The sequence below is a fragment of the Oceanicaulis sp. genome (assembly GCF_051859625.1).
Classification (GTDB): Bacteria; Pseudomonadota; Alphaproteobacteria; order Caulobacterales; family Maricaulaceae; genus Oceanicaulis.
Map to the genome: position 1 here is coordinate 1,542,176 of NZ_JBHYFH010000001.1, position 23,164 is coordinate 1,565,339.

The 23,164-nt window shown below is 61.9% G+C and carries 12 protein-coding genes; 5 read left to right on the forward strand and 7 right to left on the reverse strand.

What is annotated here, in order from left to right; all coding sequences use genetic code 11:
* Positions 1–30: 30 nt before the first annotated feature.
* Complete coding sequence (locus ACTIGF_RS07465; RefSeq protein ID WP_439636258.1) at positions 31–2,343, reverse strand: TonB-dependent receptor; 2,313 nt, start codon at positions 2,341–2,343, stop codon at positions 31–33.
* Between the two features lie 115 nt (positions 2,344–2,458).
* The gene (locus ACTIGF_RS07470) at positions 2,459–4,477 is read right to left on the reverse strand and encodes a tetratricopeptide repeat-containing sulfotransferase family protein (RefSeq protein ID WP_439636259.1); all 2,019 of its coding nucleotides are present in this window, start codon (positions 4,475–4,477) and stop codon (positions 2,459–2,461) included.
* An 85-nt stretch (positions 4,478–4,562) separates the two neighbouring features.
* On the opposite strand from ACTIGF_RS07470, the gene ACTIGF_RS07475 reads away from it, so the two are divergent.
* Positions 4,563–5,486 (forward strand): LysR substrate-binding domain-containing protein, encoded by a 924-nt coding sequence (locus tag ACTIGF_RS07475; protein ID WP_439636260.1) that lies wholly within the window; start codon positions 4,563–4,565, stop codon positions 5,484–5,486.
* Positions 5,487–5,564: 78 nt separating this feature from the next.
* Here the strand turns inward: ACTIGF_RS07475 and ACTIGF_RS07480 are convergent, their stop codons facing one another.
* A complete protein-coding gene (locus tag ACTIGF_RS07480; protein ID WP_439636261.1) occupies positions 5,565–10,856 on the reverse strand; it encodes an Ig-like domain-containing protein in 5,292 nt (1,763 codons plus the stop codon).
* 338 nt (positions 10,857–11,194) lie between these two features.
* Here ACTIGF_RS07480 and ACTIGF_RS07485 point away from each other — a divergent pair, with 338 nt between their 5' ends.
* Complete coding sequence (locus tag ACTIGF_RS07485) at positions 11,195–11,827, forward strand: response regulator (protein ID WP_439636262.1); 633 nt, start codon at positions 11,195–11,197, stop codon at positions 11,825–11,827.
* On the opposite strand, the gene ACTIGF_RS07490 is transcribed toward ACTIGF_RS07485, so the two are convergent.
* The 3 genes from ACTIGF_RS07490 to ACTIGF_RS07500 form a co-directional block, all read right to left on the reverse strand.
* Positions 11,824–13,596 (reverse strand): hybrid sensor histidine kinase/response regulator, encoded by a 1,773-nt coding sequence (locus ACTIGF_RS07490; protein ID WP_439636263.1) that lies wholly within the window; start codon positions 13,594–13,596, stop codon positions 11,824–11,826. The genes ACTIGF_RS07485 and ACTIGF_RS07490 overlap by 4 nt on opposite strands.
* A gap of 99 nt (positions 13,597–13,695) precedes the next feature.
* Positions 13,696–15,009 carry an MFS transporter gene (locus ACTIGF_RS07495; RefSeq protein ID WP_439636264.1) on the reverse strand — a complete coding sequence of 438 codons (1,314 nt, stop codon included), beginning with the start codon at positions 15,007–15,009 and terminating at the stop codon, positions 13,696–13,698.
* An 86-nt stretch (positions 15,010–15,095) separates the two neighbouring features.
* The gene (locus ACTIGF_RS07500; RefSeq protein ID WP_439636265.1) at positions 15,096–15,458 is read right to left on the reverse strand and encodes a hypothetical protein; all 363 of its coding nucleotides are present in this window, start codon (positions 15,456–15,458) and stop codon (positions 15,096–15,098) included.
* A gap of 265 nt (positions 15,459–15,723) precedes the next feature.
* Here ACTIGF_RS07500 and ACTIGF_RS07505 point away from each other — a divergent pair, with 265 nt between their 5' ends.
* From ACTIGF_RS07505 to ACTIGF_RS07515, 3 genes are all read left to right on the forward strand, one after another.
* Complete coding sequence (locus ACTIGF_RS07505; protein WP_439636266.1) at positions 15,724–18,342, forward strand: TonB-dependent receptor; 2,619 nt, start codon at positions 15,724–15,726, stop codon at positions 18,340–18,342.
* 94 nt (positions 18,343–18,436) lie between these two features.
* Positions 18,437–20,461, forward strand: a complete 2,025-nt coding sequence (locus ACTIGF_RS07510) for a tetratricopeptide repeat-containing sulfotransferase family protein (RefSeq protein ID WP_439636267.1) — start codon at positions 18,437–18,439, stop codon at positions 20,459–20,461.
* A 17-nt stretch (positions 20,462–20,478) separates the two neighbouring features.
* Positions 20,479–22,425, forward strand: a complete 1,947-nt coding sequence (locus tag ACTIGF_RS07515) for a BCCT family transporter (protein WP_439636268.1) — start codon at positions 20,479–20,481, stop codon at positions 22,423–22,425.
* A 10-nt stretch (positions 22,426–22,435) separates the two neighbouring features.
* On the opposite strand, the gene ACTIGF_RS07520 is transcribed toward ACTIGF_RS07515, so the two are convergent.
* Positions 22,436–23,128, reverse strand: coding sequence for a GntR family transcriptional regulator (locus ACTIGF_RS07520; protein WP_439636269.1), 693 nt, complete (start codon positions 23,126–23,128; stop codon positions 22,436–22,438).
* Positions 23,129–23,164 lie beyond the last annotated feature (36 nt).

Below are 23,164 nucleotides of genomic sequence, written 5' to 3' on the forward strand. Positions count from 1 at the left end.
ATCCTTCTTTTGGCTCGTCAGAGCCAAGCACTAGAACCGCTGGGACAGGCTAAGCCCGAAGGTGCGCGGTTGGTTGGTCGTGATGCGGCTGTCAAAATCTGTCGCGTTGCGATAGAGCTCGGCGCGTTCATCCGTGGCGTTGCGCACATAGGCGGTGACGGTCCAGTTCGACCGGCTCAGCCCCGCCGACAGGTTCAGCAAGGCGTAAGCGTCCTGCTCGGACCGCGAGGCGATGAACAGGTCATTGTAGGATTTGCCGACATAGGATCCGCGCACGTTCCAGAACGCGTCAAAGTCGCGCCAGGCGAACTCGTAACGGGCGTTCAGATACCCTTTGACGGACGGAATGTACGGAAGCTCCGTACCGTCCGGCGCATCGGGCGTCGCCGCGTTGATGTTCTGGGTGAAGTCTTCACTCAGCTCCGCCTGCAAGAGCGTCACCGCGCCCGTCAGGGTCAGCGCGTCCGTCGCGAGCCAGCTGACATCCGCTTCAAGGCCGAGCACTTGCGCCTGACCCGCGTTCTGGGTCAGTCCCAGCGGGGATTCAGACGGATCAAAGCGGGTGAACTGGACATCTTCCCAATCCATCAGGAAGGCCGAGCCGTTAAAGCGCAGGATCCCATCCGCCAGCGTCGTCTTCCACCCGAACTCGTAATTGGTGATCAGGTCGGAGTCATACGTGCCGGGGATGTTGGAGGTCGAGGCCCGATTGACCCCGCCAGGCCTGAAGCCCTCAGAGACTGTTGCGTAGAACAGGCGGTCGGCGCTGGGCTGCCAGGTCAGATTGAACTTGTACAGGCTGCCCGATTCAGACTGCTCCACATCTACTTCAGGATTGGCGGTGAACACGGTGCCGACAAAGCCCTGGATCGAGCTTTCGGTGTCAAACACGCGTCCGCCCAATGTGGCGGTGACCCTGTCGGTCAGGTCATAGGAGAGCTCGCCAAACAGGGCGGCTTCCGTGTCTTCGCGCACCTGATTGGTGGTGAAATAGGCCGTGCCGCCGTCCACCGCCATGCCCGGCTTGATGGTCGGGATGTTCCAGTCGAAGTCGAAATCATGCTCGGCGCGCTGGTAGAAGACGCCCGCGATCAGGCGCAGGCGGTTTTGCTGGGGCGTCGCGATGCGGAATTCATGGCTGTCGCGGGTATACTGGCTGCGGTCCTGATACTGGATCCGCGGATCCTCACAGGCGTAAAAATCATACGCGCCGGCCGCTGAGTCATAAGCGTAATAACAGGTGTAATAGTCGATGAAGGACGAATATTCCGCATAGGCGGAATAATCATTGTCATACTCGACTTCGCGATCGAGATAGGAGCCCGAATAGGTCAGGTCCACGCCGCCGATATTGCCCTCGATGGTCGCGCCGACCTGGGTGAAGGTGTCTTCGGAGCGGTCATTGAAAAACCGCGCGACTTCCAGATCGCCCACATCTTCAGGGTCATGATCCCAGACGCCTTCGGTTTCCTGCGTCTGATGCAGGGCGCGGGCGGTCAGGGTCCAGTTGTCGTCGAGATCGATCTGCAGCGCGGCGCGGGCGCCGGACGTGGTCTCTTCATTGAAGTCCTCCTCCGCATAGGCTGCATTGTCCACGGTGATCCCGGACCGTGAGAAGGTCTGCGTGGCGGGGACATTGTCGATATAGCCTGCGGACTGGTCATGCCAGCCGACCAGGCGCAGCGCCGCGCGGTCGCCCAGCGGCAGGTTGACGAAGCCCTCGGCGGAATATCCCACGCCGCCTTCGCTGACGCTTTCCGTGGACAGATCATAGCCCGCTTCAAAACCGCTGCGGTCCGGCGCATTGGTGATGATGCGCAGGGTGCCGGCCTGCGAATTCGCGCCGTACAGCGTGCCTTGCGGGCCGCCCAGCACTTCGATGCGCGACACGTCGTAGATGTGAACGTCGAGATTGCGGCCGATGGCGGTGACGGGTTGATCGTCGAGGTAAAGCCCCACGCTGGGCTGGGAGCCCGAGGCGTTGCCGTCGCCGCCGTCAGAGACGCCGCGAATGTAGATCTGGGCCGAGCCCGGTCCGACGGCGTTGAACGAGACGCTGGGCAGGAGCTGGGCGTATTCCTCAAAGTCGGTGATCTGTTGCTGATCGAGGAAGGTGTTGTCGAGCACCTGAACGCTCAAGGCCACGTCCTGAAGGCTTTCCTCGCGCTTCTGAGCCGTCACCGTGATCACTTCGATCCGGCGGGGCGCAGCGTCAGACTCAGCGGTCGTCTGGGCCAGCGCGACTCCGGGCAGACCCAGCGCAGCCGCGCATGTGGTGGTCATCAACCATTTTGCGCGCGCACCTTTGGCGCGCGGGTTCAGGGCCGTTTCAGAACCTGCCATTGTGCGTCCTCCCTCGATCTAACGATGCGTCATTTCATGCGCATTTCTCTCAGACCATAGGGGAGGGACGGTCAGGCCGACGACCGGAAAAATCTCGCGTATAGGTGAATCAAATTCACCTGTCCCAGTTTCTCTGGGGGGTCAGCTCGGATTTCAGGACAGTCTTCAAGGGGCCGAGTTGGTCCTCAAAATTTAGCCACTGAGTTGTTCCGCTTTGGTAAATGGGCTGCCGCACTTGCTCTGAACTCGCGGTGCGCACAGCACGATCTGTTGAGTGAAAGTTCACGCAATCTGGATGGAACTCAACACCGACATAGGCGAGCAGGCGGCGCACGCTGGGCTCGAAATCTGCGACCAGATCTTCGTAGATCACCCGTAAGGCCGCCCCCGGTTGCGCCGCGTCAAAGGCTCGCATCACCCGCAGATAGTCTGCGTAATACTGGCCTATGTCCTTCAGATCATAGCTGAAGTTCTGCCCTCGGGCGAAGAGTTGCTTGAAGTTCGAAAAGCCGCAGGCGAGGGGATGCCGGCGCGCATCGATAATCTTCGCGTTGGGCAGGATCAGCCGGATCAGGCCCACATGCATGCAGTTATTGGGCATTTTATCGATGAAATACGGCGCGCCCTGCCGGTGCGTCGCCGTACGGTCAAGATACTCGGTTCCGAGCGCACGAATCTCGTCCCGGCCAAGCGTTTCCAGGATGCCGGGATACACGGACTCATCGGTTCGATGTTTCTTGCCTGACAAACGGCGGGCGATGGAGATGATGTCGGGCAGCTCGAACGTGCCGTCGATCTCGGGGTGGCTGGCGAGTATCTGTTCAAGCAAGGTCGAGCCGGAGCGCGGCAGACCGAGAATGAAAATGGGGTCGGGCGACGGATCGCCCCAATCCTTGCGCGCTTCGAAAAACGCTGCTGTGAAGAATTGCGTCACGCGATCGGTTTCAGCCCGTGTGCGGTCGGCGTCATACAGCACGGTTTTGCGGCGCAGCGCGTTCCCGGCTTCGTAGGCCCTGAAAGCGTCAGGGAAATCAGTTTTGTCTTCCAGCGCTTTGCCGAGCGCGAATTGAAGATGATAGCGGTCTTGGACATTGATCTCACCCTGAGAGAGCGCTTCGCGCATACGCGCGATGTCAGCGTCGTCAAAGGTGACGGTCTTCAGATTGGCGAGGCTCCAATACGCCTCGCCCAGCGTCGGCTCCGCCTCGATCGCGGCGCGGTAAGCCTTGATGGCGTCATCGCGTCGACCAATGGTTTTCAGGGCGTGGCCATAGCTCATTTGAATGCGGGCCTGATGCGGGTTGTCAGCCAGGATACGCGCATAAATCTCGCAAGCGTCTTCATGGCGGCCGGTTCTGACGCGGAGCAGCGCCAAAAGGACCCTGTGACCGGGGTGATCGGGTTCCGCTTGGGCGAGAGCGGCCAGCTCCTGCTCGGCTTCATCAAACTTCTGCAGTTTGATCAGGCAATTGGCGTAATCATGCCGCGCCATGTGAAAGTCCGGCGCCAGCTCCAGCGCGCGTTCCAGCAACCGTCTGGCGTCTTCCAGCACGCCCAGCCGCAGGGCGACGTCCGCAAGCAGGCGAATGCCGGACACATCGGTCGGATGCGCCTTGACGAAGCTGCGCAGGAGGTGTTCGGCGCGTCCCAGCTTTCCGGCCTGGATCAGCTCGGCGGCTTCGATCAATTCAGGCGGGCGTGCGCTGGCCTCCGCCTGGCGCCGTGCGGCGTCCAGCGCGCCTGCCTTGTCGCCCGCTTTCTCGCGCAGCTCGGCCAACGTGCGCCAGGCTGGCGCAAAGTCCGGTACGGCGTTCGTCAGCGCTTCAACGCGGTTGATCGCGTCTGCAAGCTGTCCCAGCTCCGCCAGGGCCCGCGCCGCCTCAAGCGTCAGCGCGGGGTGTCCGATATGTCGGCCAAGGGCCGCATCCGCCAGTTCCAGCGCCCGCTTCGGGTCGCCCATCCGGCGCGTCGCCTCCACTTCCACATGCATCGCCAGCAGGTTCTCAGGCGCCTTCAGGCGCTCTGATTGCGCCGCTGCGAGTGCGGCCTGCGGTTCACGTTCCACCCAGGACGCCAAGGTGCGGCCGCTTCGTCCGGCCAGGGTCGGCCGCGGGCGTGAGCGGGCTGCAGTCATGAAAGGCTCCGATGTTTGTGTTTGACGCGAGGGGACATCAAGCACGACTATCTGTTCGTTTTTCAAGCCAGTCAGACGTTTATTCATGCAGCGACGCTTGCCGCCCCTCGCTTCTCTTCGCGCCTTTGAGGCCGTGGTGCGCCTGCGCAGCTTCAAGGCGGCCGCTGCAGAGCTGAATGTGTCGCCCTCCGCCATCAGCCACCAGATTCGCCGTCTGGAGAGCGAGCTCAATTGCCGCCTCATGCAGCGTGACCGCAATGGCGTGGTCCTGACCGCGCAAGGCGAGCGTTATGCGTTTGGCGTGATGCGCGGAATCGAACGCATTCTGGAAGCGACCGAAGACCTGTTGTCTGACACCGGCAATTGTCTGACCTTGCAGACCTATTCCACCTTCGCCATTCGCTGGCTTGTGCCGCGTCTGGCGAAGTACAGCCGGGCGACCGGACAGAAACCCATCCGCCTGGTGACCTCACAAAGCGATGTGGATTTCAATGTGGATGCGGTGGACGCCTGCATCATGATCGGGCACCCGCAAGACCCGCAAGTCGCCTATCGGCCGATGTTCAATTCCCAGGTGTTTCCGGTGGCGAGCCCTGAGTATGTCAAACGGTTCGGCCCCATCTCGGAACCGTCAGACCTGCGCGACCATCCCTTGCTGCAGGTTTATCCGTCTGCTGATGATTGGTCGACCTGGCTGACGGCGACCGGCCTGTCGGGGGTCAGTCCGGCCGGTGAAGGTCTGTTTGACAGTTATGACCTGGCTTTGAACGCGGCGGTTGGCGGAATGGGCGTCGCGCTGGCGATCGAACCCTTCGCAGAAGCCGAACTTGAAAGCGGCGCGTTGATGGAGCTGTTTCCGGATCGGCGCACCGCCTTGCCGGGAAACTGGTATTTCGCGACGCCTTACGCCAAGCGCGGGCTGGAGAAAGTCGCCGCATTTGAACGCTGGCTGATTGATGAGCTGGGCCAGGACCCAACCTTGCGTTCACTCGTGCTCTCAGGCGATTGAGGCGGGCGCCTTTGTTCAAGGCGCCCGCCTGCATGGGCCCGTAGAGTTCTGCAGCCTCCGGGCGGGTGGGTGCAGGCGTCAGAGACAGCCTGCATGTCCGCGGACAGCCTGTTCGAATCCGGACTGGACGTTCAGGCAAGCCTCGTTGAATGCGGGCGGTCCTTCCTGAGCGAAGCGCGTTCCGCCGCCGCCGCCCGCGGAGCGTGCGCCGAAGGGAATGCGGACTTCGATCCGGGCGCTTCGAGCTTCAAACTCGCCGACTCCCAGGCCGGACAGCCCGGTTTCGAGCCGCACCCTGGCGCCCCAGCCCGTCTGCGCCGCAATGCCCACCCGGGCGTCGGCCCGGAGCGCATCTCCGCCATTAAAGCCGCCTTGCTCATTGATCAGCTCGGCTGAGCGATAATCCCAGACCGCGGCCACGCTGGTGTTGATTTCCACCCAGCCGCCGTCAGAGGTTTCACGGCGCCAGGCGATTTCAGGCCCGGCCCGGAAGCGGCCCAGGGCGACGCTTTGCTCGGGAATGTCAAAGCCCAGAGAGTCCACATAGCCTTTCTGCTGCTCTTCAAAATGGGTGATCCCGGCCTGGGGACGCAGGCGCCACGGGCCTTTGGCGACTTCGCCGCTGAGATTGGCGCGGACCATCAACCGGTCGGTCTCGAAATCGTCCTGATAATAACCCAGCGGGTCGACGGTGTTGTCGGACTGGCCGTACAGCGCCATCGCGTCGAGCGTCAGGGACTGGGTCATGCGCCAGACGGTGTAAGGACCGACCATCCAGCCCTGACCTTCGGTGCGTGCGCCGCGAAGGGCGCCCGCCTCGGCGAAGATTTCGCCCGCACGCTCATCCATCCAGTCATACTGCAGCAGGGCGCCGATGATCAGATCGTCAGAGAGCTGATAATCAGCCCCCAGCTGAGCGACGCCGAAATCACTGTTCGCGCGTTCACCCGCCCGGTTGTCGGACACGCCGGACAGTTCAGCGGCGAACCAGACATCCCAGTTTTCAAGCACGGGGCGTTCCGGGTTGCCGGGGCCGTTCATGCCGGACGGCGTCTGCGCTGCGGCGTTGCGGGCGCCCGCCAAAGAACCGGCCAGGCTCATCTGATAGCGGCCGGAGCCTTCCACTTGAGCGGCGAAGGCGCCGCGCTGGGTTGTTTCCCGCGCTTCAAACCGGTGTGACAGGTCCGGCGCGGCTTCAATCAGGCGGTCAGCACGGCGCAGCATGAAGTTGCGGATGGCGCGTTGGGTGGCCAGCCGCACCAGGTCTTCATCACGGGCGTTTTCAAACGTGCACACCAGGGCTTCGTCGGGATCAAGATCAATCACCGCCACGCCCTGTTCGGCGTCAAAACTGGAGCCGCCATCCAGATCGCCTGCGCAACTGATGGACTCCACGCGCCAGCCTTGCGGGATGCTCTGGGTGAGCGTGTAGGTCCCTGACATCAGCTCGGAGATCGCAGCCTGCGCTGAACCCGTCTGCGGGGTCAGGGTCAGGCCGTCAAACTCCGTGATGTCGCTTGAATAGCTAAAGCCGGTGTCGCCTGACAGGCCAGAGGCCGTCTTGGCGACCAGAGTCACCGAGCCGTACCGCGGTTCCAGCGACAGGGAGATGGGGATTTCGATGATGATCGTTTCCTGGATGGTGGCGGACTGCGCGCTGACGCTGGAGGTCCCCGTGGCGCTCTCGCGGACAACCGTCACCGTGCCGGTGTAATCGCCCGGCGGCAGGTCATTGACCGCATTGGTGACTTCCACCGTGAAGTCGATTTCGCCCAGCGGCGGGACGACGCCGCTGTCAGGCGTGACGATCAGCCAGCTCACATCGGCGAAGGCGCGGAACGGGATGGCTTGGGAGCCTGGATTGGTCACGCTCGCTTGCGCGGAGACTGTTGTGGGATCGGGTGTGTCTGCGGTCACTTCCACAACCACTTCAGTGGGCGGGGCGACGGTTTCAACGCCCAGACGGGCTTCGAGGCTGTCATTGCCCGCGGCGTCCTTGGCGGCGCCGACCGGCAGACGGATGTCGATCAGTCCCACTGTGCGCGGGGTGATGGTGACGCTGAAGCGGCCGTCATCCAGGGTGACGAGGTCAGTGGCGTCAGCGTTGCTGAGAACCAGGGCGTCCATGCTGAACCCGGTGACGGGTTCGCCAAAGTCGATGAAGAGGTCAAAGGAGCCTTCGACGGTCTCGCCGGGGCCGCTTAGAACCGGGGACGGCGAGTCAGCATCCACTTTGATGGAGAAGTCCTCAGCCGCCTGGTTGGTGTTGCCGGCGGCGTCCGCCGCCATGCCCGCAGCCATACGGACTGTGACGATCTCGGCGTTATCCGGGGTGAGCACCAGCGTGTAGGCTGCGCCTGAACCGGCCATATCGCTTGCGACGGCCCCGGTCACCTCAAGATCATCGAGTGTGAAGCCGCTGACGGCTTCCGAGAAGGTGACAGACAATTCGAAGGGGCCTGACGCCACCTTACCGATAGAAGCGGACAGAACCGCGGTGGGCGCGACAGTGTCCGCCGTCATGGAGAGCGTATTTGAGGCGGTGTTGCCATTGCCGGCGTCGTCAGACGCGCCATTGGCTCGAACTCTCACAGTCACAGCGCCGTCGCCGTCGGGTGTGATTTCGGCGGTGTATTGCGATGTGCTGACGGCGTTGAAGCCGGAGACCACGCCATTGCTGACGGAGAGGTCGTTGGCGTTGAAGCCGTTGACGGCCTCGCTGAATTGGACGGTTACAGGGAAAGCGCCTGAAACATCGCCGCTGGCGCTGCTTGAGAGGGTCACGCTCGGCGCGTCCGCATCATTGATCATCACGATGGTGTTGTTGTTCACACCCGTCACACGGGTGCTCGGCAGAGTGTTCCCGGCGTCGTCGGTGATGGAGTTGCCCGGCGCGACCGCCAGAGAGATCGTGCCGTTCATATTGGCCAGATCGCCATTGGCGAGGGTGACCAGATAATATTCCGGCTTGCTGAGAGTATAGGTGATGGTCGGGGTGGCGGTCGTGCCAGTGATCACAAGATCTGCTGCTGTGAGCTGGTTTTGAGACAGTTCTTCGCTGAACGTCACACGCCAGGAGACCGTGTCGGCGTCCGTGGGCGAGACTGTTCCGGGATCCAGGTCAACGCTGGCGATCGTCGGAGCTGTGTTGTCGAGAATATAGCTGTTACCGTAGGTTCCCGTCGGGACGGCCGTGGCCATGGCGTTGCCGTACTCATCAACAATGCCGTTATTGAGCACGATCCGGACGATGCCATCCAGGTCCGCCAGATCGCCGCCTGAAGCTGTGACATAAAATCCGATGGAATACCGCGTGACGCTGAGTGTTGCAGTCGTTCCCGTCAGCGTGAAGTCAGACGGCGCCAGGCTCATCGAGCTGGAAATCTCGGAGAACTGGAAGTCCCAGGTCAGGCTGTCGGCATTGGTCACCAACGCCGTGGGCGTGTTGTTCGTGATGCTGGCCAGAACCGGCGCCGCATTGCGGACATTATAGCTCTCGTTCGCGCCGCCGGGTGTGGTCACGGTCAGGGAGTTGGACGCGTCGTCTGTTATGTTATGGGAGCTGGAGAGGCCGAGCGATACCGTGCTTTCTGCGACAGAAGCCAGATCGCCGCCCGATGCGGTGACAAGATAGGAAGCGCTTGAACGGGACCCGCTGGGCGACGCAGACGCCGGAGACGCAAACGCTCTTGGTGAGCTTGTCGTGTCGACTGTCGTAACTGTGGCGGTCGTGCCGCTAACCGTGAAATCGTCTGCCGAGACATTCCGAACCACTTCGCTAAAGCTCACACGCCATGTCAGAGAATCCGCGTTGGTGTTTTCGGTGGCCGGGGTGGAGCGCACGATGGAGGTGACGGTCGGCGCGAGGCTGTCGTTGACCATCTGGATGGTGTTGTTGTTCGTCCCGTTGACGGTCGTGCTGACGAGCGCATTGCCCACTGTGTCGCTCATGACCGCTCCAGTGGCGAAGCTCAGCGCGACCGAACCGTTCATCGTAGCGATATCGCCATTGGCGAGCGAGATTTCATAAGTGGAATCCGTCACATGGCTGACAGTGGGAGTGGCCGTGGTGCCGGACACTTGAAAATCGGCGCTGGTGATGGAGCTCGGGTTCATCGCCTCGTTGAAGGTGACCAGCCAGGAGACGACATCGGCTCCCGTGGGAGTGGTCGTGCCCGAGTACAGGTCGATGCTGGTGACCGTCGGGGCGGCATTGTCGACGACAAAGCTGTTTTCATTGGTCCCGGACGGCGCGCCTGTCGCCATGGCGTTGCCGTAATCGGTCACGAAGCCATCCTTGAGGCTGATGGAGACTGTGCCGTTCAGGGTTGCCAGATCTCCGCCGGTGGCGGTGACATTGAATCCATCTGGATACCGGTTGACGACGAGGCTGGCCGTGGTTCCGGTCAGCGTGAAGTCCGCCGCCGTCAAACTCATCGAGTCAGGGATCTGTGAGAACTCGAATTCCCAGATCAGGGCGTCCGAATTCGTGAGTTCCTGGGACGGGGCTGCGCGCGTGATGCCGGCCAATACGGGCGCCAGATTGTTCACGTTATAGTGCTCGTGCGCGCCGCTGGGCGTCGTGCTCGACAGAGCGTTGCTCGCCAGGTCGGTCAGATCCCGACCGGCTGAAAAGCCCAGGGAAACGGTGGTGTGGGAGGCGGAGTCGCTCAGATCAGCGAGATCCCCGCCCGAAGCCGTGACATCATAGACAGACGTGGAAACCGGGTTGATCGACAAAGACGCCGTCGTGCCGGTCACGGCGAAGTCGGCAGCGTCCACATTCTGCATGGCTTCGTCAAAGCTGACCCGCCAGGTCAGGGAGTCCGCGTTGGTCGCTTCGGCTGCAGGCGTCTGCCGGACGATGGAGGTGGGTCTCGGGGCGGTGGTGTCGGGCAAGCCCGGGCAATCAGAGTCGTAAAGAGAGGCGTTAAATTGATACAAGGCGCGCACCAGCGAGGCGGTGGTGTCGGCGGTGTCGCCCACATTCAGATCAAAGCCAGCATCTTCGTTACGCAACATGACCGTGAATAGACCGACGGCCGGGTCGGCGTTGGTCGCCACAGAGCGGATTGCGTTCGGGTTCGCATAAGGAATGGTGATCGCGATGCTGTTGCGTCCCAGCACCGTCTTATTGTGGTCCAGCAGGTAATAGTGCCAGAGATCGCGACCATCGCCTGTGTCGTTGGTGGTGGAGGTCGGAATATAGGCTCTGACGTCGAATATGGTTGGGTTCGAGGCCGTGCATGATCCTTCGGTTCGCAGCGTCACGGAAAAGACCTGCTGCGCCAGGCTGGCGGCTGTACCGGTCAGCGCGATCAAGCTGGCGATAGCGCCTGTGGCGATTGTGCGATGTAGTCTAGAAAGCATGACGCCCTCCCCCCAATGGCTGGCGGCGGCGCCCGATGGGCGGGCGGACCGCACGCCGCCCGCAGGCCCGGTCAAGGTTCTGCGGATCAACGCCTGTTTCGATATGCAGGCGACAATGATCAGGGGGCGGAACCGCGCAATCGCCCGTTCGGGTGAGTGAGCGGTTCGTAAGGCGCATCAGATGGTTAACGTGCTGTTTACTTCTGCCTATGTGTCCGTTTCGCCTCACCCTTTCGGGTGAGTGGGGGCCAAATGACCGCGTTGACACGGGGCCTGCGCCACCTATGGTCCACTCATCTTCATAAGGAGAATCCAGGCGCGCCTGGACGCCGCACACAATGGCTCAAAGACCCGCCAGGCTCGTCATTATCGACGATCATCGGATGTTCGCAGACGGCTTCGTCGCGCTGAATGATGCATCAGCGCGGCCTTACGACATTCACGTGTATGACGCGCCAGAGGTGTTTCTGAAGGCTTTGGCGAACGGCCTGTCGCCCGATCTGTTCATTCTGGATCTGGTGATGAAGCAGATGAACGGATTGGCGCTGCTGTCAGCCTTGCGACAGCATGGCTCCAAGGCGCCTGTCCTGATGCTGTCGGGCATGGCGGATGCGCCGCCGCTGGCGGAAATGCGGGCGCTTGGCGCGAACGGATTTCTGCACAAGAGCGCTGGTCAGGATGATCTTCTGGACGCCATCGAGACCTTGCTGGCGGGCGGGACGCTGTTTGACCTCGAAGCCGCGGAAGACGCGGAGGGTCTCGCCTCGGATTTCCAGGCCCCGGTGCTGGCGGCGCGCCAGCAACAGGTTCTGGCCCTGATCGGTCAGGGCGCGACGAACCGGGATATCTCTGAAACGCTGGGCATCAGCGAGAACACGGTGAAGTCTCATTTGCGCGCCCTTTATGAAACCCTGGGCGCAAATACCCGTACGGGCGCAGTCCGCAAGGCGCAGCAGCTCGGCCTGATCTAGACGCGAATCTGGCTGGCTTGCGTGGTCGCGCTGGCGATCAGCGCACGCAATTGGTCAGGATCAGCCGGTTTGGCCAGGACGCTTAAGCCCGCCTCGGTCCCGGCGGCGTCAAACCCCGTCAAATCACCTGTCAGCAACACGGCCGGAAAGCTCTGTCCAACCGCCTCGCGCACCTGACTCAGGGCGGTGACGCCATCGGCCCCATCGCCAAGCCTCTTGTCGATGACGGCGAAATCCGGCGTCGTCGCCAGCAGGGCGACAAAGGTCAAGGCTTGCTCGGCGCTCTGAGCCGCGATGACGCGGCAGCCCCATTCGGTCAGCAGATGGGACAGGCCGTCGCGCACGGCGTCGTCATCCTCGATCACCAGAACAAGCGGGGCGCCGCTGAGAGCGTCAGGGGTCTCGCCTGGCGCGGCCTCCATGGTCTGCACCGTGACCGGCGGCGTGGACGGCAGCGTCAGGCCCGCACGCGTCCCGGCGCCGGGCGCGCTGATGAAATGCAACGGCGCTTCAAGCGCGGCCGCGAGACTTTCCACGATCGACAAGCCCAGTCCCAATCCTTCGCCGCCTTCAGGGGCAAGGCGGACATAGGCGTCAAAGATGCGCGCATGGTCCGCTTCCGAGACGCCGGGGCCGCTGTCGATCACTTCGACAATCACCTCGTCCCCGTTCTCGCGCGACCAGATCTCGACGCGACCGCCGGACGGTGTGAATTTGACGGCGTTGGCGGTCAGATTGCGCACCACCCGCGCCAGCAGCGCGGGGTCTGTGTAGGCGGCCATGTCTGACCCGCAACGGTGCAAGCTGACGCCGCGCCGGGCGGCTTCATTTTCAAACACCGAGCAGATGTCATCGAGCAGAGGGGTGAGGGCGACGGAGTGCTTCTGTGCGCGTACGGCGCCGCCTTCCAGGCGGGCGCCTTCCAGAACCGCATCCAGCAATTCCTTCTGGCTCCGCCACGCCGCCTCGATCCGGTTCAGCATGTCGTGTTGCTCGGGCTTGTCGAGATAGGCTCGGAGCGCGGTCATCAGAAACCCTTGCGCTTGCAGGGGTTGGGACATGTCATGGCTGGTCGCCGCGAGCAGGCGCGATTTGGCGAAATTGGCCTTTTCCAATTCCTCGGTCTTGGCCTGCAAGCGTGCGCTGAGTTTGCGTTGACGTTCCGCCGCCAGGGTCTCTCGGGTCTGGATTTCAGCCCGGGCGCTGACGAGCAGGCCAAATCCGTAAAAGAACAGAAGGCCAATCCCGATCCCTCTGACAGGTCCGTCCAGCGCGACAAGCCAATAGAGCGAAAACGGGACTATCATCGCCGTCGAGAGACTGACGAAAGCAGGGCGGTACTCTGCGCTGGGGGCCATGCCGCCCAGCGTGATGGAGCACACGATGTTCAAGGTGATGAACAGGCGCAGCAGCGAGTCCTGATCAAGGTATCCTATGGCCAGCGCAGACCAGGTCAGGCCTGTCGCAGCGGCGATAAGCGTGTGTCGATTCAAATAGGCCCGGGCGTTTGTATCTGTGAGCCCGTTTCGCGTCGTGAGATGGGAGTGCAGCCAGACCACCCCGACCATTATGGACGTACTGACAAACCAGAGCGCGCCATAGGCGAAATCTCCCGCCAGCATCATCAGCACAGCGAGATACACGATGACCGCTTCCACGATCAGGCATGATGATGTGTTGCGTTGATACAGAAGCCGGGCCTGGGCCAGGTGCAGCTTTGTGGAATGGGCGCGCATATCACGATCTGCGGTCGGAGGAGTGTCGGACATGGCTCTCTTTCGCAGCTCGGATGTCGCCGATCAGGCGCAGTCTGGAGTGTGTCCAAGCCGAACCCGCTCTGCAATCACCCTAATGGGCGGGTGCTTCGGTTAGGGCTGCAGCGCTTTCACCGCATCAGCATGGGTTCTGGCCTCAAGCGGATAGCGTGAGGCGATCCAGGCCGTCAGGATCAGACAGGCTGCGGGGAACACGCTGATGAACACCCGCGCGATGAGCGCCGGGGTTTCAGCCTGTACGGCTGCAGGCTCAAAAAATGTGAAACCCGCCGCCACGATAAGCACCGCAATGCCGCTCGCGATTTTCTGAACCAGGGTCATCAGCCCGAAAGCGCGCGCCTCCACACGCTCCCCGGTGAGCACATGACCGTGATCCACCGTGTCGGCTGTCATGGACCATAACATCACCGGGATTACGGCCAGCCCGGCGCCCGCCACGACCAGTCCCGTCAGAACCATCAAGGCGGAGTTCGCCGCCAGAAGAGAGGTCAGGGCGATGGCGGCGATGAGGATGCCGGACACCAGCGCCGCCCGCCTGGATTTCAGCCGGGCGATCACCGGCCAGACAGGGGCGGCGAGAATGCTCGCAAGTGTCGGCGCGGCCAGGGCCGCCGGCGCCAGATCGGCCATCATGGGCGAGGCGTTGACGAAATACACCAGTGACGTCGTAAACGCCCCGAAACCGAGCATGGCGGTCACCATCACGCCCAGCAGCAGCTGGAAAGGGCGGTTCGCTTTTACAGAGCGAACAAGTCCCAGCAGCGCCAGATGGACCGGCGTGTCGGCTTCGGGCGTGAGGGGCGCGACGCCAGGATCGGTCAGTCCGCGCCCCGTCGTCAGAAGCGCGCCTGTTCCGACGACGCCGAACAGTCCCGCCGCCAGCGTGTATGAAGTCACGCCAGTCCCGAATGCGGCGACGATCAAGGGGGTTGCGATGGCCACGCTCAATCCGCCAAGACCGGCGCCGACAACGCGCGCCGCCGTCAGCATATCCCGATGCGAGGATTGCAGGCTCAATCGGGTGGGCAGGGCGTTATAGGGCATGCTCGCGAGCCCGAAAGCGGTCCGAAACGCCAAATGGGTGAGCAAGGCCCAGCCTGCTTTCAGCCAAAGGGGGCCGTCCAGGCTGGTGAATAACAAGACATAGCTGATCCCGATAATGGGCGCGATGAGGCTTATCATTTTCAGATAGCCGAAACCTTGCGCCATTTTGCGATCCGCAAGGGCGGCGAACACGGGGTCGGTGACGCCGTCCCAGATCAGGCCGAGCAAGATCACGCCGCCTGCCAGCAGGGGGGGCAAGCCGACAATGTCGGTATAGAAATAGAGCAGAAATAGCGCTGCGCCCTGCCAGAATATGACGAACGCGACATCGCCTGCGCCATAGAGCACAGAAGTCTTCATCATGGCCGCATGCCCCCTTCGCCGCTTTGATGCTAGCGTTGTTTCCAAGTCAGCGCATAGCCGTTTTCAGCGCCGGGGCGTCAGCTGCGTCAAGGGGTTGGGCGCTCGTTCGGGATTGAGATCAGCCACACCCCGTCAAGATGTCCCACAATCTCGCCTCCCAGAGCTTCGGCGTCTGATCGAGACAGGCATCCCGCCAGCGTCCGCGTGTGATCGAGATATGCGGACGTGGCGGAGGACTCGCCCAGGCGACGGCAGGGTGCGCCAGCGTCAGGAAAGCCGTCGCCGAAGGCGTTCACGCTGTCAGGAAAAGACTCGTCCAGGGAGGTTTCCATCTGCGAGTGCGGCTTTGACAGGCACGCCGACAGCACGATTGAGGTGATCAGGATCGTGGTGGCCAGAGATGTGGAGCGGACAGGGGGCATGCTGCAACCTTCAAGGATCGGGCTCATGGATACCGCATCCAGAAACTTTCAATTGGAAGCGATCGCCAGGGGTGTGACTTCGGACTTGCTTGCGATGGGAACTTTAGAGTTGTGTTGTTTTTCGGCCACTTTTCATACAAGTAGTTGATTTATTGTTATAAAAAAACTCAATCAAATGTCATGCGGACAACTTGGCAAGACGCCAAAAGCTTACGGTTGAAAGTAATTCTGGTCAGCGCCTCATGGTTTGTCTAGATCGGCATAATCATAATCAATTGGAGAGCGCTAAAAGATGAGTCTCAAAAAACGAGTTCTCGCGAGCACCATGTTGTCCGCAGCCATGGGCGTCGCCATGGGCGGCATGGCGAGCGCGCAGGTGGATCGCATTGTCGTCACCGCGACCAAGACCGAGCAGGATTCCCAGAGCATCCCTGTCGCCGTCTCCGCGATCGGCGCAAATGATCTGGCTGAACTCGATGTGGACGTCTTCGCCGACTATCTGGTCCAGCTGCCCGGCGTGACCGCCGGCGGTAGCGGCCCCGGCCAGAACACGATTTACATCCGCGGCGTCGCATCGACCACGCCGAACCTGACGACGGCGGGCGTCGCCGGCCTCGCGCCGAACGTGGCGTTCTATCTCGACGAACAGCCGCTGGCGCAGCCGGGCCGGAATCTTGACGTTTACGCTGTGGACCTTGAGCGCGTGGAAGTGCTGCCCGGTCCGCAAGGCACGCTGTTCGGCGCGTCCTCTCAGGCCGGCACCGTGCGCATGATCACCAACAAGCCTTTGCTGGGTGTTTATGAAGCGGCCGCCAATTTCGGCCTGTCCTTCACCGAGGGTGGTGAAGCGAGCTATTCCACAGATCTCATGGTCAACGTGCCGGTGAGCGACAAGTTTGCGCTCCGTCTGGTGGGCTTCTGGGATCATCAGGGCGGCTATATCGACAATGTCGCCGGCACGGTGAACACGTCTGAGTCCGCACGTTTCCGTCCGTCCGGCACGGTGCGCTCCAACGGCGTGCCTGTGAACGCCAATCGCGGCGGCTTCCAGGCCGGCGCCGATCTGTCGGCCGTCACCTTCATCGACGCGGACAATTCTGCGCTCGTCGAAGATGATTTCAACGACACCACGTATGCCGGCTTCCGGGTTTCGGGCCGTTACGAGTTCAATCCTGACTGGCGTCTCACCGTCTCGGCGATGAGCCAGCAGCTCGATACCGACGGCGTCTTCTTCCAGGATCCCGAACTCGAGGATTATGACGTTCAGCGTTATAATGACGAGTTCTTGGAAGATGATTTCGTCAACGCGTCCTGGACGCTCGAAGGCCGTCTGGCCATGCTGGACGTGGTCTATACCGGCGCCTTCACCGACCGTGATTCCGAGCAGGTCATCGACTACACCGAGTATATGTTCGTGGGTCAGTACTTCCCGTACTACACCTGTGAAGGCTCAGTGACCTATCCGGGCGCGGCAGCGCCGTCGGGCACCTGCTACAGCCCGGAATCGGTCGTGGCTTCCACCACGAACACCCAGGTTGAAAGCCATGAGCTGCGCTTCAACACGCCGCAGGATCAGCGCTGGCGTGTGACGGCGGGCGGCTTCTACTCCAGCACCGAAGTGCAAGAGCGCAACGATTTCACCTATTACGGCAGCGTTGACGCTGATCCGTTTGGTCCGTTTGCGCCGAACTTTCCGTTCCAGACCGGCTTTACGTCTGATGGCGGGCCCTTCCCGGAGCCTGTGATCTTCCGCAATGACGTCAAACGCACCGATGAGCAGATGGGTCTGTTCGGCGAGGTCAGCTATGACCTGGTTCCGGGCGTCTTTGCGGTGACGGCGGGTGCGCGGTACTACGATATCGAAGTGGATCTGGCCGGCAGCGCGAACGCGTCGTTCTGTAACTCCGGCGGGACCGACGCCAACGCGTTCGGCACCGACATTTCGGACCTGTATAACGGAGACGGTCAGTACACCTTCCGGGGTACGTGCGACACCAGCCGCCACATCACCTATAACGACACCCAGTCCATCGCCGACATTCTGGCGATCGACCCGGCGCTCAGCCAGGCTCAGGCCCAGCAGATCTTCAACGCGGCGCGTGCGCCTGACGTTGCAGCGAGTGAAGGCTCGATCTTCAAGCTGACCGGCACCTGGACGCCGGCGGCCGGCATGCTGTTTTACGCGACCTATTCGGAAGGTTTCCGTCCGGGTCTGCTGAACCGTCCGGGCGGCGCGCCTGGGCCGAACGGCTACACCGTGCCCTTCGCCATCGATTCTGACGAGCTGACCAATTACGAGCTGGGTTGGAAACTCGACCTGTTCGATGATCAGGTCCGGTTTAACGGCAGCGCTTTCTTTGTTGAAATCGAAGACCTGCAAACGACCATTTTCGATCCGTCCATCGTCAACTTGTTCTTCTCGGACAATGCGGCGGACGCTGAGATCATGGGCCTTGAAGGCGATGTGACCTGGGCGCCGGCGAATGTGCCGGGCCTGACGGTCTCGAGCGCCTTCTCGATCCTCGACAGCGAGATCACCGAAGTGCTCGTGCCGACCAATGACGTGGTCGTGGGCGAGGAGCTGGCCTATGCGCCGAACCTGCAGCTCAATGCGCGCGCTCGCTATGAGTGGCAGCTTGAAAACAGCTGGACCGCCCATGTGCAAGGTCAGGTGATCTATTCGAGCGACAGCCGTTCGGACATCATCGAGATCAACGCGGCGGACGTTGAGGGTTATGCGACGCTTGGCCTGCGCACAGGTCTGACGTCTGAAACCTGGAGCGCTGAGCTGTTCGTGGACAATGTGACCAACGAAAATGCTGAGCTCGCCAACAATTACATCAATGACCGTGAACGCGTCACCGTGATGCGTCCGCGGACCTACGGGATCCGCTTCGGCATTTCCTACTAGGCTCTGACGCCCGGCCTGTTTCGCAGGCCGGGCGTTCTCACGTGTGCGGCGTCCCATTTGGCATGGGACGCCCATCGTGTTTTATGGAGACGTGATGTCCACTGACGATCCGCACTCACCAGCCTTGCGCGCCGCTGAAACGCAGATGCGAACCGGCGCGTTCGACGCAGCGCTCATAGCGTTGCAGCCGGTGTTGCAATCAGATCCTGACATGGTGGACGCCTTGTACATGGCGGCGGTCTGTCAGCGTTATCTCAAACAGATCGATGCTGCGCGCGCTACGCTGGACCATCTCTTGCGGGTCGCCCCTGATTTCGGGCGTGGATTGCAGGAAGAGGGGCATCTGCATCGCGATCAGGGTGATGGGGACCGCGCGCTGGCCTGTTACCGCGCGGCGGTGCGCGCCAACCCGGCTTTGCATGCCGCCTGGACTGCGCAAGCTGACATTCTGGACACGAGCGGCCACGGGGACGAAGCCCGATTGGCGCGCGTTCAAGCTCAACAGATCAAGACCTTGCCGCCTGCGCTTCAGGCGGCCATGCACCATCTGCATGAAAACCGGCTGCTGAAAGCGGAAAGCCTGTGCCGGTCCTGGCTCACAAAGCATCCCAAGGACGTGGCCGGCATGCGGCTGCTGGCCGAGATCGGCTCGCGCCTCGGGGTTCTGGAAGATGCGGAATTCCTGCTGGAAAGCGCTGTGTCGTTTGAGCCTGACAACGCCGATCTGCGGGTTGATTACATCCGCATCCTGCGAAAGCGCCAGAAGTTTGAAAAGGCGCTGGGCGAAGCGCAAGCGCTGTATGAGCGCGACCCAGAGAACCCGGTATTCGCCTCCCAACTCGCCATCGAGCGCATGCAAACCGGTGATTATGAACAGGCCGTCGCCTTGTTTGATGAGGTTCTGGAGCGTGCGCCGGGTGATCCCTCGACGCTAACCTCGCGCGGGCATGCCTTGAAAACCTGGGGCCGGTCTGAACCGGCGATTCAGTCCTATCAGGCGGCTTGGGCGTCCGACCCGTCTCATGGCGACGCCTGGTATGGCCTGGCTAATCTGAAAACCTATCGATTTTCCGCTGATGAGCGCACTGTCATGCAGCGAGAAGAAGCGCGGGCGGGACAGACGCTTCAGACCCGGATCAATCTCAATTTCGCGCTGGGCAAAGCGTTCGAGGATGAGGGCGAGTTTGAGGCGGCGTTTGACCATTATCAGCGCGGCAACGCGCTCAAGACCCGCCAGACGCGCTACACCACCGAACAGATCATGGTGGAGTTCGACGCGCAAAAGCAGTTTTGCACGCCCGCGCTTTTCAGCGCTGAGGCGCCCAGGGGCGATACGGCGCCTGACCCGATCTTCATCGTGGGTTTGCCGCGTGCCGGCTCGACCCTTCTCGAACAGATTCTGGCGTCTCATAGTCAGGTCGACGGCACGCTGGAGCTGCCCAACATCATCTCGATCAGCCATGGACTGCGCGGCCGCGATCGCGCCAGCGACAAGACGCGGTATCCGCGCATCCTGTCAGAGCTGGACGAAGACCAGCTGGGCAAGCTCGGGCGGCGCTATCTCGATGAAACCGCCATTCATCGGAAGGGCGCGGCGTTCTTCACCGACAAGATGCCCAACAATTTCCGCCATGTGGGCCTGATCAAGAAAATCCTGCCGAAGGCGAAGATCATCGACGCGCGCCGCCATCCCATGGCGTGCTGCGTGTCGGGCTTCAAGCAATTGTTCGCCGAAGGCCAGGAGTTCACCTACGGGCTCGAGGAAATCGGCGCGTATTATCGCGGCTATGTGGACCTGATGGACCATTGGGACGCCGTAATGCCGGGCCAGGTTTTGCGGGTGATCCACGAGGATGTGGTCAGCGATCTGGAGAACCAGGTGCGCCGGATCCTCGACTATTGCGGCTTGCCGTTCGAGCAGGCCTGCGTGGACTTTCACAAGACCAAACGCGAAGTGCGCACCGCCAGCTCCGAGCAGGTGCGCCAGCCCATCAACACCAAAGGCCTTGAGCAGTGGAAGGCGTATGACGCCTGGCTTGACCCGCTGCGCGAGGCGCTCGGCCCTGTACGAGACGACTGGCGCAGGGATGCGCCGACCGAACCCGCCGTCCGCTCCTGAAGAGAGACCGTTCGCCCATGAAAAAGTTTGAACCCGCCGTCTTCATCCCGGCCGCTGTTCTGATCTTCGCCGGCGTCGCATACGCGGTGTTGGCGGGCGATCAGGCGGAAGCCCTGTTTGGCGATGTCCGCGCCGTCATCACCGAGAACGCCGGCTGGGTTTACTCGATCGGGGTCGGCATATTCCTGGTCGCCGCCGTCATCGTGGCGCTGTCAGACTGGGGGCGGATCAAGCTGGGGCCAGACGATTCAGAACCCGAATACGGGTTTCTGGGCTGGTTTGCGATGTTGTTCTCGGCGGGCATGGGCATCGGCCTGATGTTCTTCGCGGTGGCAGAACCGCTGACCCATTTCGTCTCGCCGCCCAATGGCGATCCTGAAACGGTCGCGGCGGCTGAACAGGCCATGGTCCTGACCTTCTTTCACTGGGGCATTCACGCCTGGGCGGTTTACGCCATCGTGGGCTTGAGCCTGGCCTATTTCGCCTTCCGTCATAATCTGCCTTTGACCATCCGGTCCGCACTCTATCCGCTGATCGGTGACCGGATCTACGGTCCGATCGGGCATGCGGTCGATGTGGTGGCGATCCTGGGAACGCTGTTCGGCGTGGCGACGTCGCTCGGCTATGGCGTCAGCCAGATCAATGCGGGTCTCCACTCGCTCTTCGACATACCGATTGCACCCTGGGTCCAGGTGGTCCTGATCGTGCTGATCACGGCGCTGGCGACGACGTCTGTTCTGGCGGGGCTGGACGCGGGCATCAAACGGCTCAGCGAGTTGAACCTGTTTCTCGCCATTGGCTTGATGGTTTTCGTCTTTATCGCTGGGCCAACCCTGTTCCTGATCGGCGCGTATGTTCAGAATATCGGTGATTATATCGATCAGCTGGCGCTGCTGACCTTCAATGTCGACGCCTATGGCGACGGCGTCTGGGTGAATGACTGGACGCTGTTTTACTGGGGCTGGTGGATTTCCTGGTCGCCGTTCGTGGGCATGTTCATCGCCCGTATTTCGCGCGGCCGCACGATCCGGGAATTCATTCTGGGCGTTCTGTTCGGCCCGACTCTGTTCACCTTCCTGTGGATGACGATTTACGGCAATACGGCGCTTCTGCAGGCGGTGAGCGGCACGGCCGAGCCTTTGCTGCAGCTGGTGCGGGACGGGGATACGCCTCTGGTTCTGTTCACCTTCCTTGAGAGTCTGCCGTTCAGTTCCATCACTTCGGTGCTCGCCATCATCCTGGTGACCACCTTCTTCGTCACCTCATCGGATTCCGGCTCGCTGGTGAAAGCGACCCTGGCGTCTGGCGGGGATTTGACCCCGCCGCTCTGGCAGCGGTTCTTCTGGGCGGTTCTGGAAGGCGTCGTGGCGGCGGTGTTGCTGTTGACGGGCGGACTGGCGGCTTTGCAATCGGCGACGATCGCCGCGGCGCTGCCCTTCACGTTTGTGATTTTCCTCGCCTTCATCGGGCTGCTGCGCGCCTGGTCCATGGAGACGGCGCGTCAGGCCGGGGCGAAGTCTGCGCCGCAATTGCCGGTGGAAGGAGCCGCCGTGCCTTGGCGGACCCGGCTGAAGCTGATGTTCTCCACGCCCAAACCTGATGATGTCCGCGCCTGGATGAAGGAGTCCGTGGAGCCTGCTTTTCAGGACGTGATCCCCGAAATGGAGCGTCAGGGGCTCAGCGCCCGGATGGAGTGGAGCGAGGATCAGGATCGCGTCTGGCTGACGATCCAGCATGGGGATCAGCCTGATTTCATCTATGGCGTTGAGCTGAAAAGCTATGATGAGGCGCCGGCGCCGGGCGCCAGCCCGAGCCAGCAGAACTCACGCGGCGAGGTCTTTCTGACCGAAGGCGGTCAGCACTATTGCATCTATGGCTATTCCAAAATGCAGGTCATTCGCGATGTGATCCGCCATTATGAGCGGCATCGCCAATGGATCCACCATCTGGTGAATGTGAACTAGGGCTGCTGGATCAGACCAGGTCGCCGGTCTCGGTGACGATCTGAAACGCGGACGCCGCATGCGAGAGCCGGACCAAGGTCAGGGGCGCATCCCTGAACCGTGTCTGCCTTTCGATCACGAAGACCGGATCGCTGGCGGGCAAGCCCAGATGGGCTTGATCGATGGGGTGCGCCAGCTCGGCGCGCAGCGCGGTCCGGATAAAGGAATACGGTGCGCGCTGGACCAGCCATTCATTGGGGCTGACCGTCTCAAAGGGCGCCTCCGCCGCTTCAGGCACCGTGTCGAGATTGATCAGCCGGTCTTCAAGCTGGAACGGCTTGCCGTCGCTCAGATGCAGACAGCGCACATGCCGTAGCGGCGCGCCCTTGAACAGGGTCTGGTCCAGCGGCGATGACGCGCCGTCATCCACACACAGGCGCTGATAGCCGTAGACAGCGCCGCGGGCTTCGATCTCATGACGCACGATGGGGATGGTCAGGGTGGAGCTGTGTCCGCGCCGGTCCACAACGCGCGTGCCGGCCCGGCGCTTGCGCTCGATCAGCCCGGCCTCAGACAGGCTCGACAAGGCGCGCCGGATTGTGCCGCGGGCGACGCCGAATTCCTCGGCCAGATCATCCTCACGCGGCAAGGAGTGACCCGCCGGCCAGGTCTGGTCGTTGATCCGGCGCAACATCTCGGTGCGGATGATTTCATACGGGTGCATGACGCTGTTTTAAGCACGCTTGTCACAAGAGCAAAG

Excerpts from the sequence above, each read along its gene's own strand:
- ACTIGF_RS07520 (WP_439636269.1), bottom strand. The coding sequence starts at position 23,128 with ATGCACCCGTATGAAATCATCCGCACCGAGATGTTGCGCCGGATCAAC.
- ACTIGF_RS07505 (WP_439636266.1), top strand. The coding sequence starts at position 15,724 with ATGAGTCTCAAAAAACGAGTTCTCGCGAGCACCATGTTGTCCGCAGCC.
- ACTIGF_RS07470 (WP_439636259.1), bottom strand. The coding sequence starts at position 4,477 with ATGACTGCAGCCCGCTCACGCCCGCGGCCGACCCTGGCCGGACGAAGC.
- ACTIGF_RS07475 (WP_439636260.1), top strand. The coding sequence starts at position 4,563 with ATGCAGCGACGCTTGCCGCCCCTCGCTTCTCTTCGCGCCTTTGAGGCC.
- ACTIGF_RS07465 (WP_439636258.1), bottom strand. The coding sequence starts at position 2,343 with ATGGCAGGTTCTGAAACGGCCCTGAACCCGCGCGCCAAAGGTGCGCGC.
- ACTIGF_RS07510 (WP_439636267.1), top strand. The coding sequence starts at position 18,437 with ATGTCCACTGACGATCCGCACTCACCAGCCTTGCGCGCCGCTGAAACG.
- ACTIGF_RS07515 (WP_439636268.1), top strand. The coding sequence starts at position 20,479 with ATGAAAAAGTTTGAACCCGCCGTCTTCATCCCGGCCGCTGTTCTGATC.
- ACTIGF_RS07495 (WP_439636264.1), bottom strand. The coding sequence starts at position 15,009 with ATGATGAAGACTTCTGTGCTCTATGGCGCAGGCGATGTCGCGTTCGTC.
- ACTIGF_RS07490 (WP_439636263.1), bottom strand. The coding sequence starts at position 13,596 with ATGTCCGACACTCCTCCGACCGCAGATCGTGATATGCGCGCCCATTCC.
- ACTIGF_RS07500 (WP_439636265.1), bottom strand. The coding sequence starts at position 15,458 with ATGAGCCCGATCCTTGAAGGTTGCAGCATGCCCCCTGTCCGCTCCACA.
- ACTIGF_RS07480 (WP_439636261.1), bottom strand. The coding sequence starts at position 10,856 with ATGCTTTCTAGACTACATCGCACAATCGCCACAGGCGCTATCGCCAGC.
- ACTIGF_RS07485 (WP_439636262.1), top strand. The coding sequence starts at position 11,195 with ATGGCTCAAAGACCCGCCAGGCTCGTCATTATCGACGATCATCGGATG.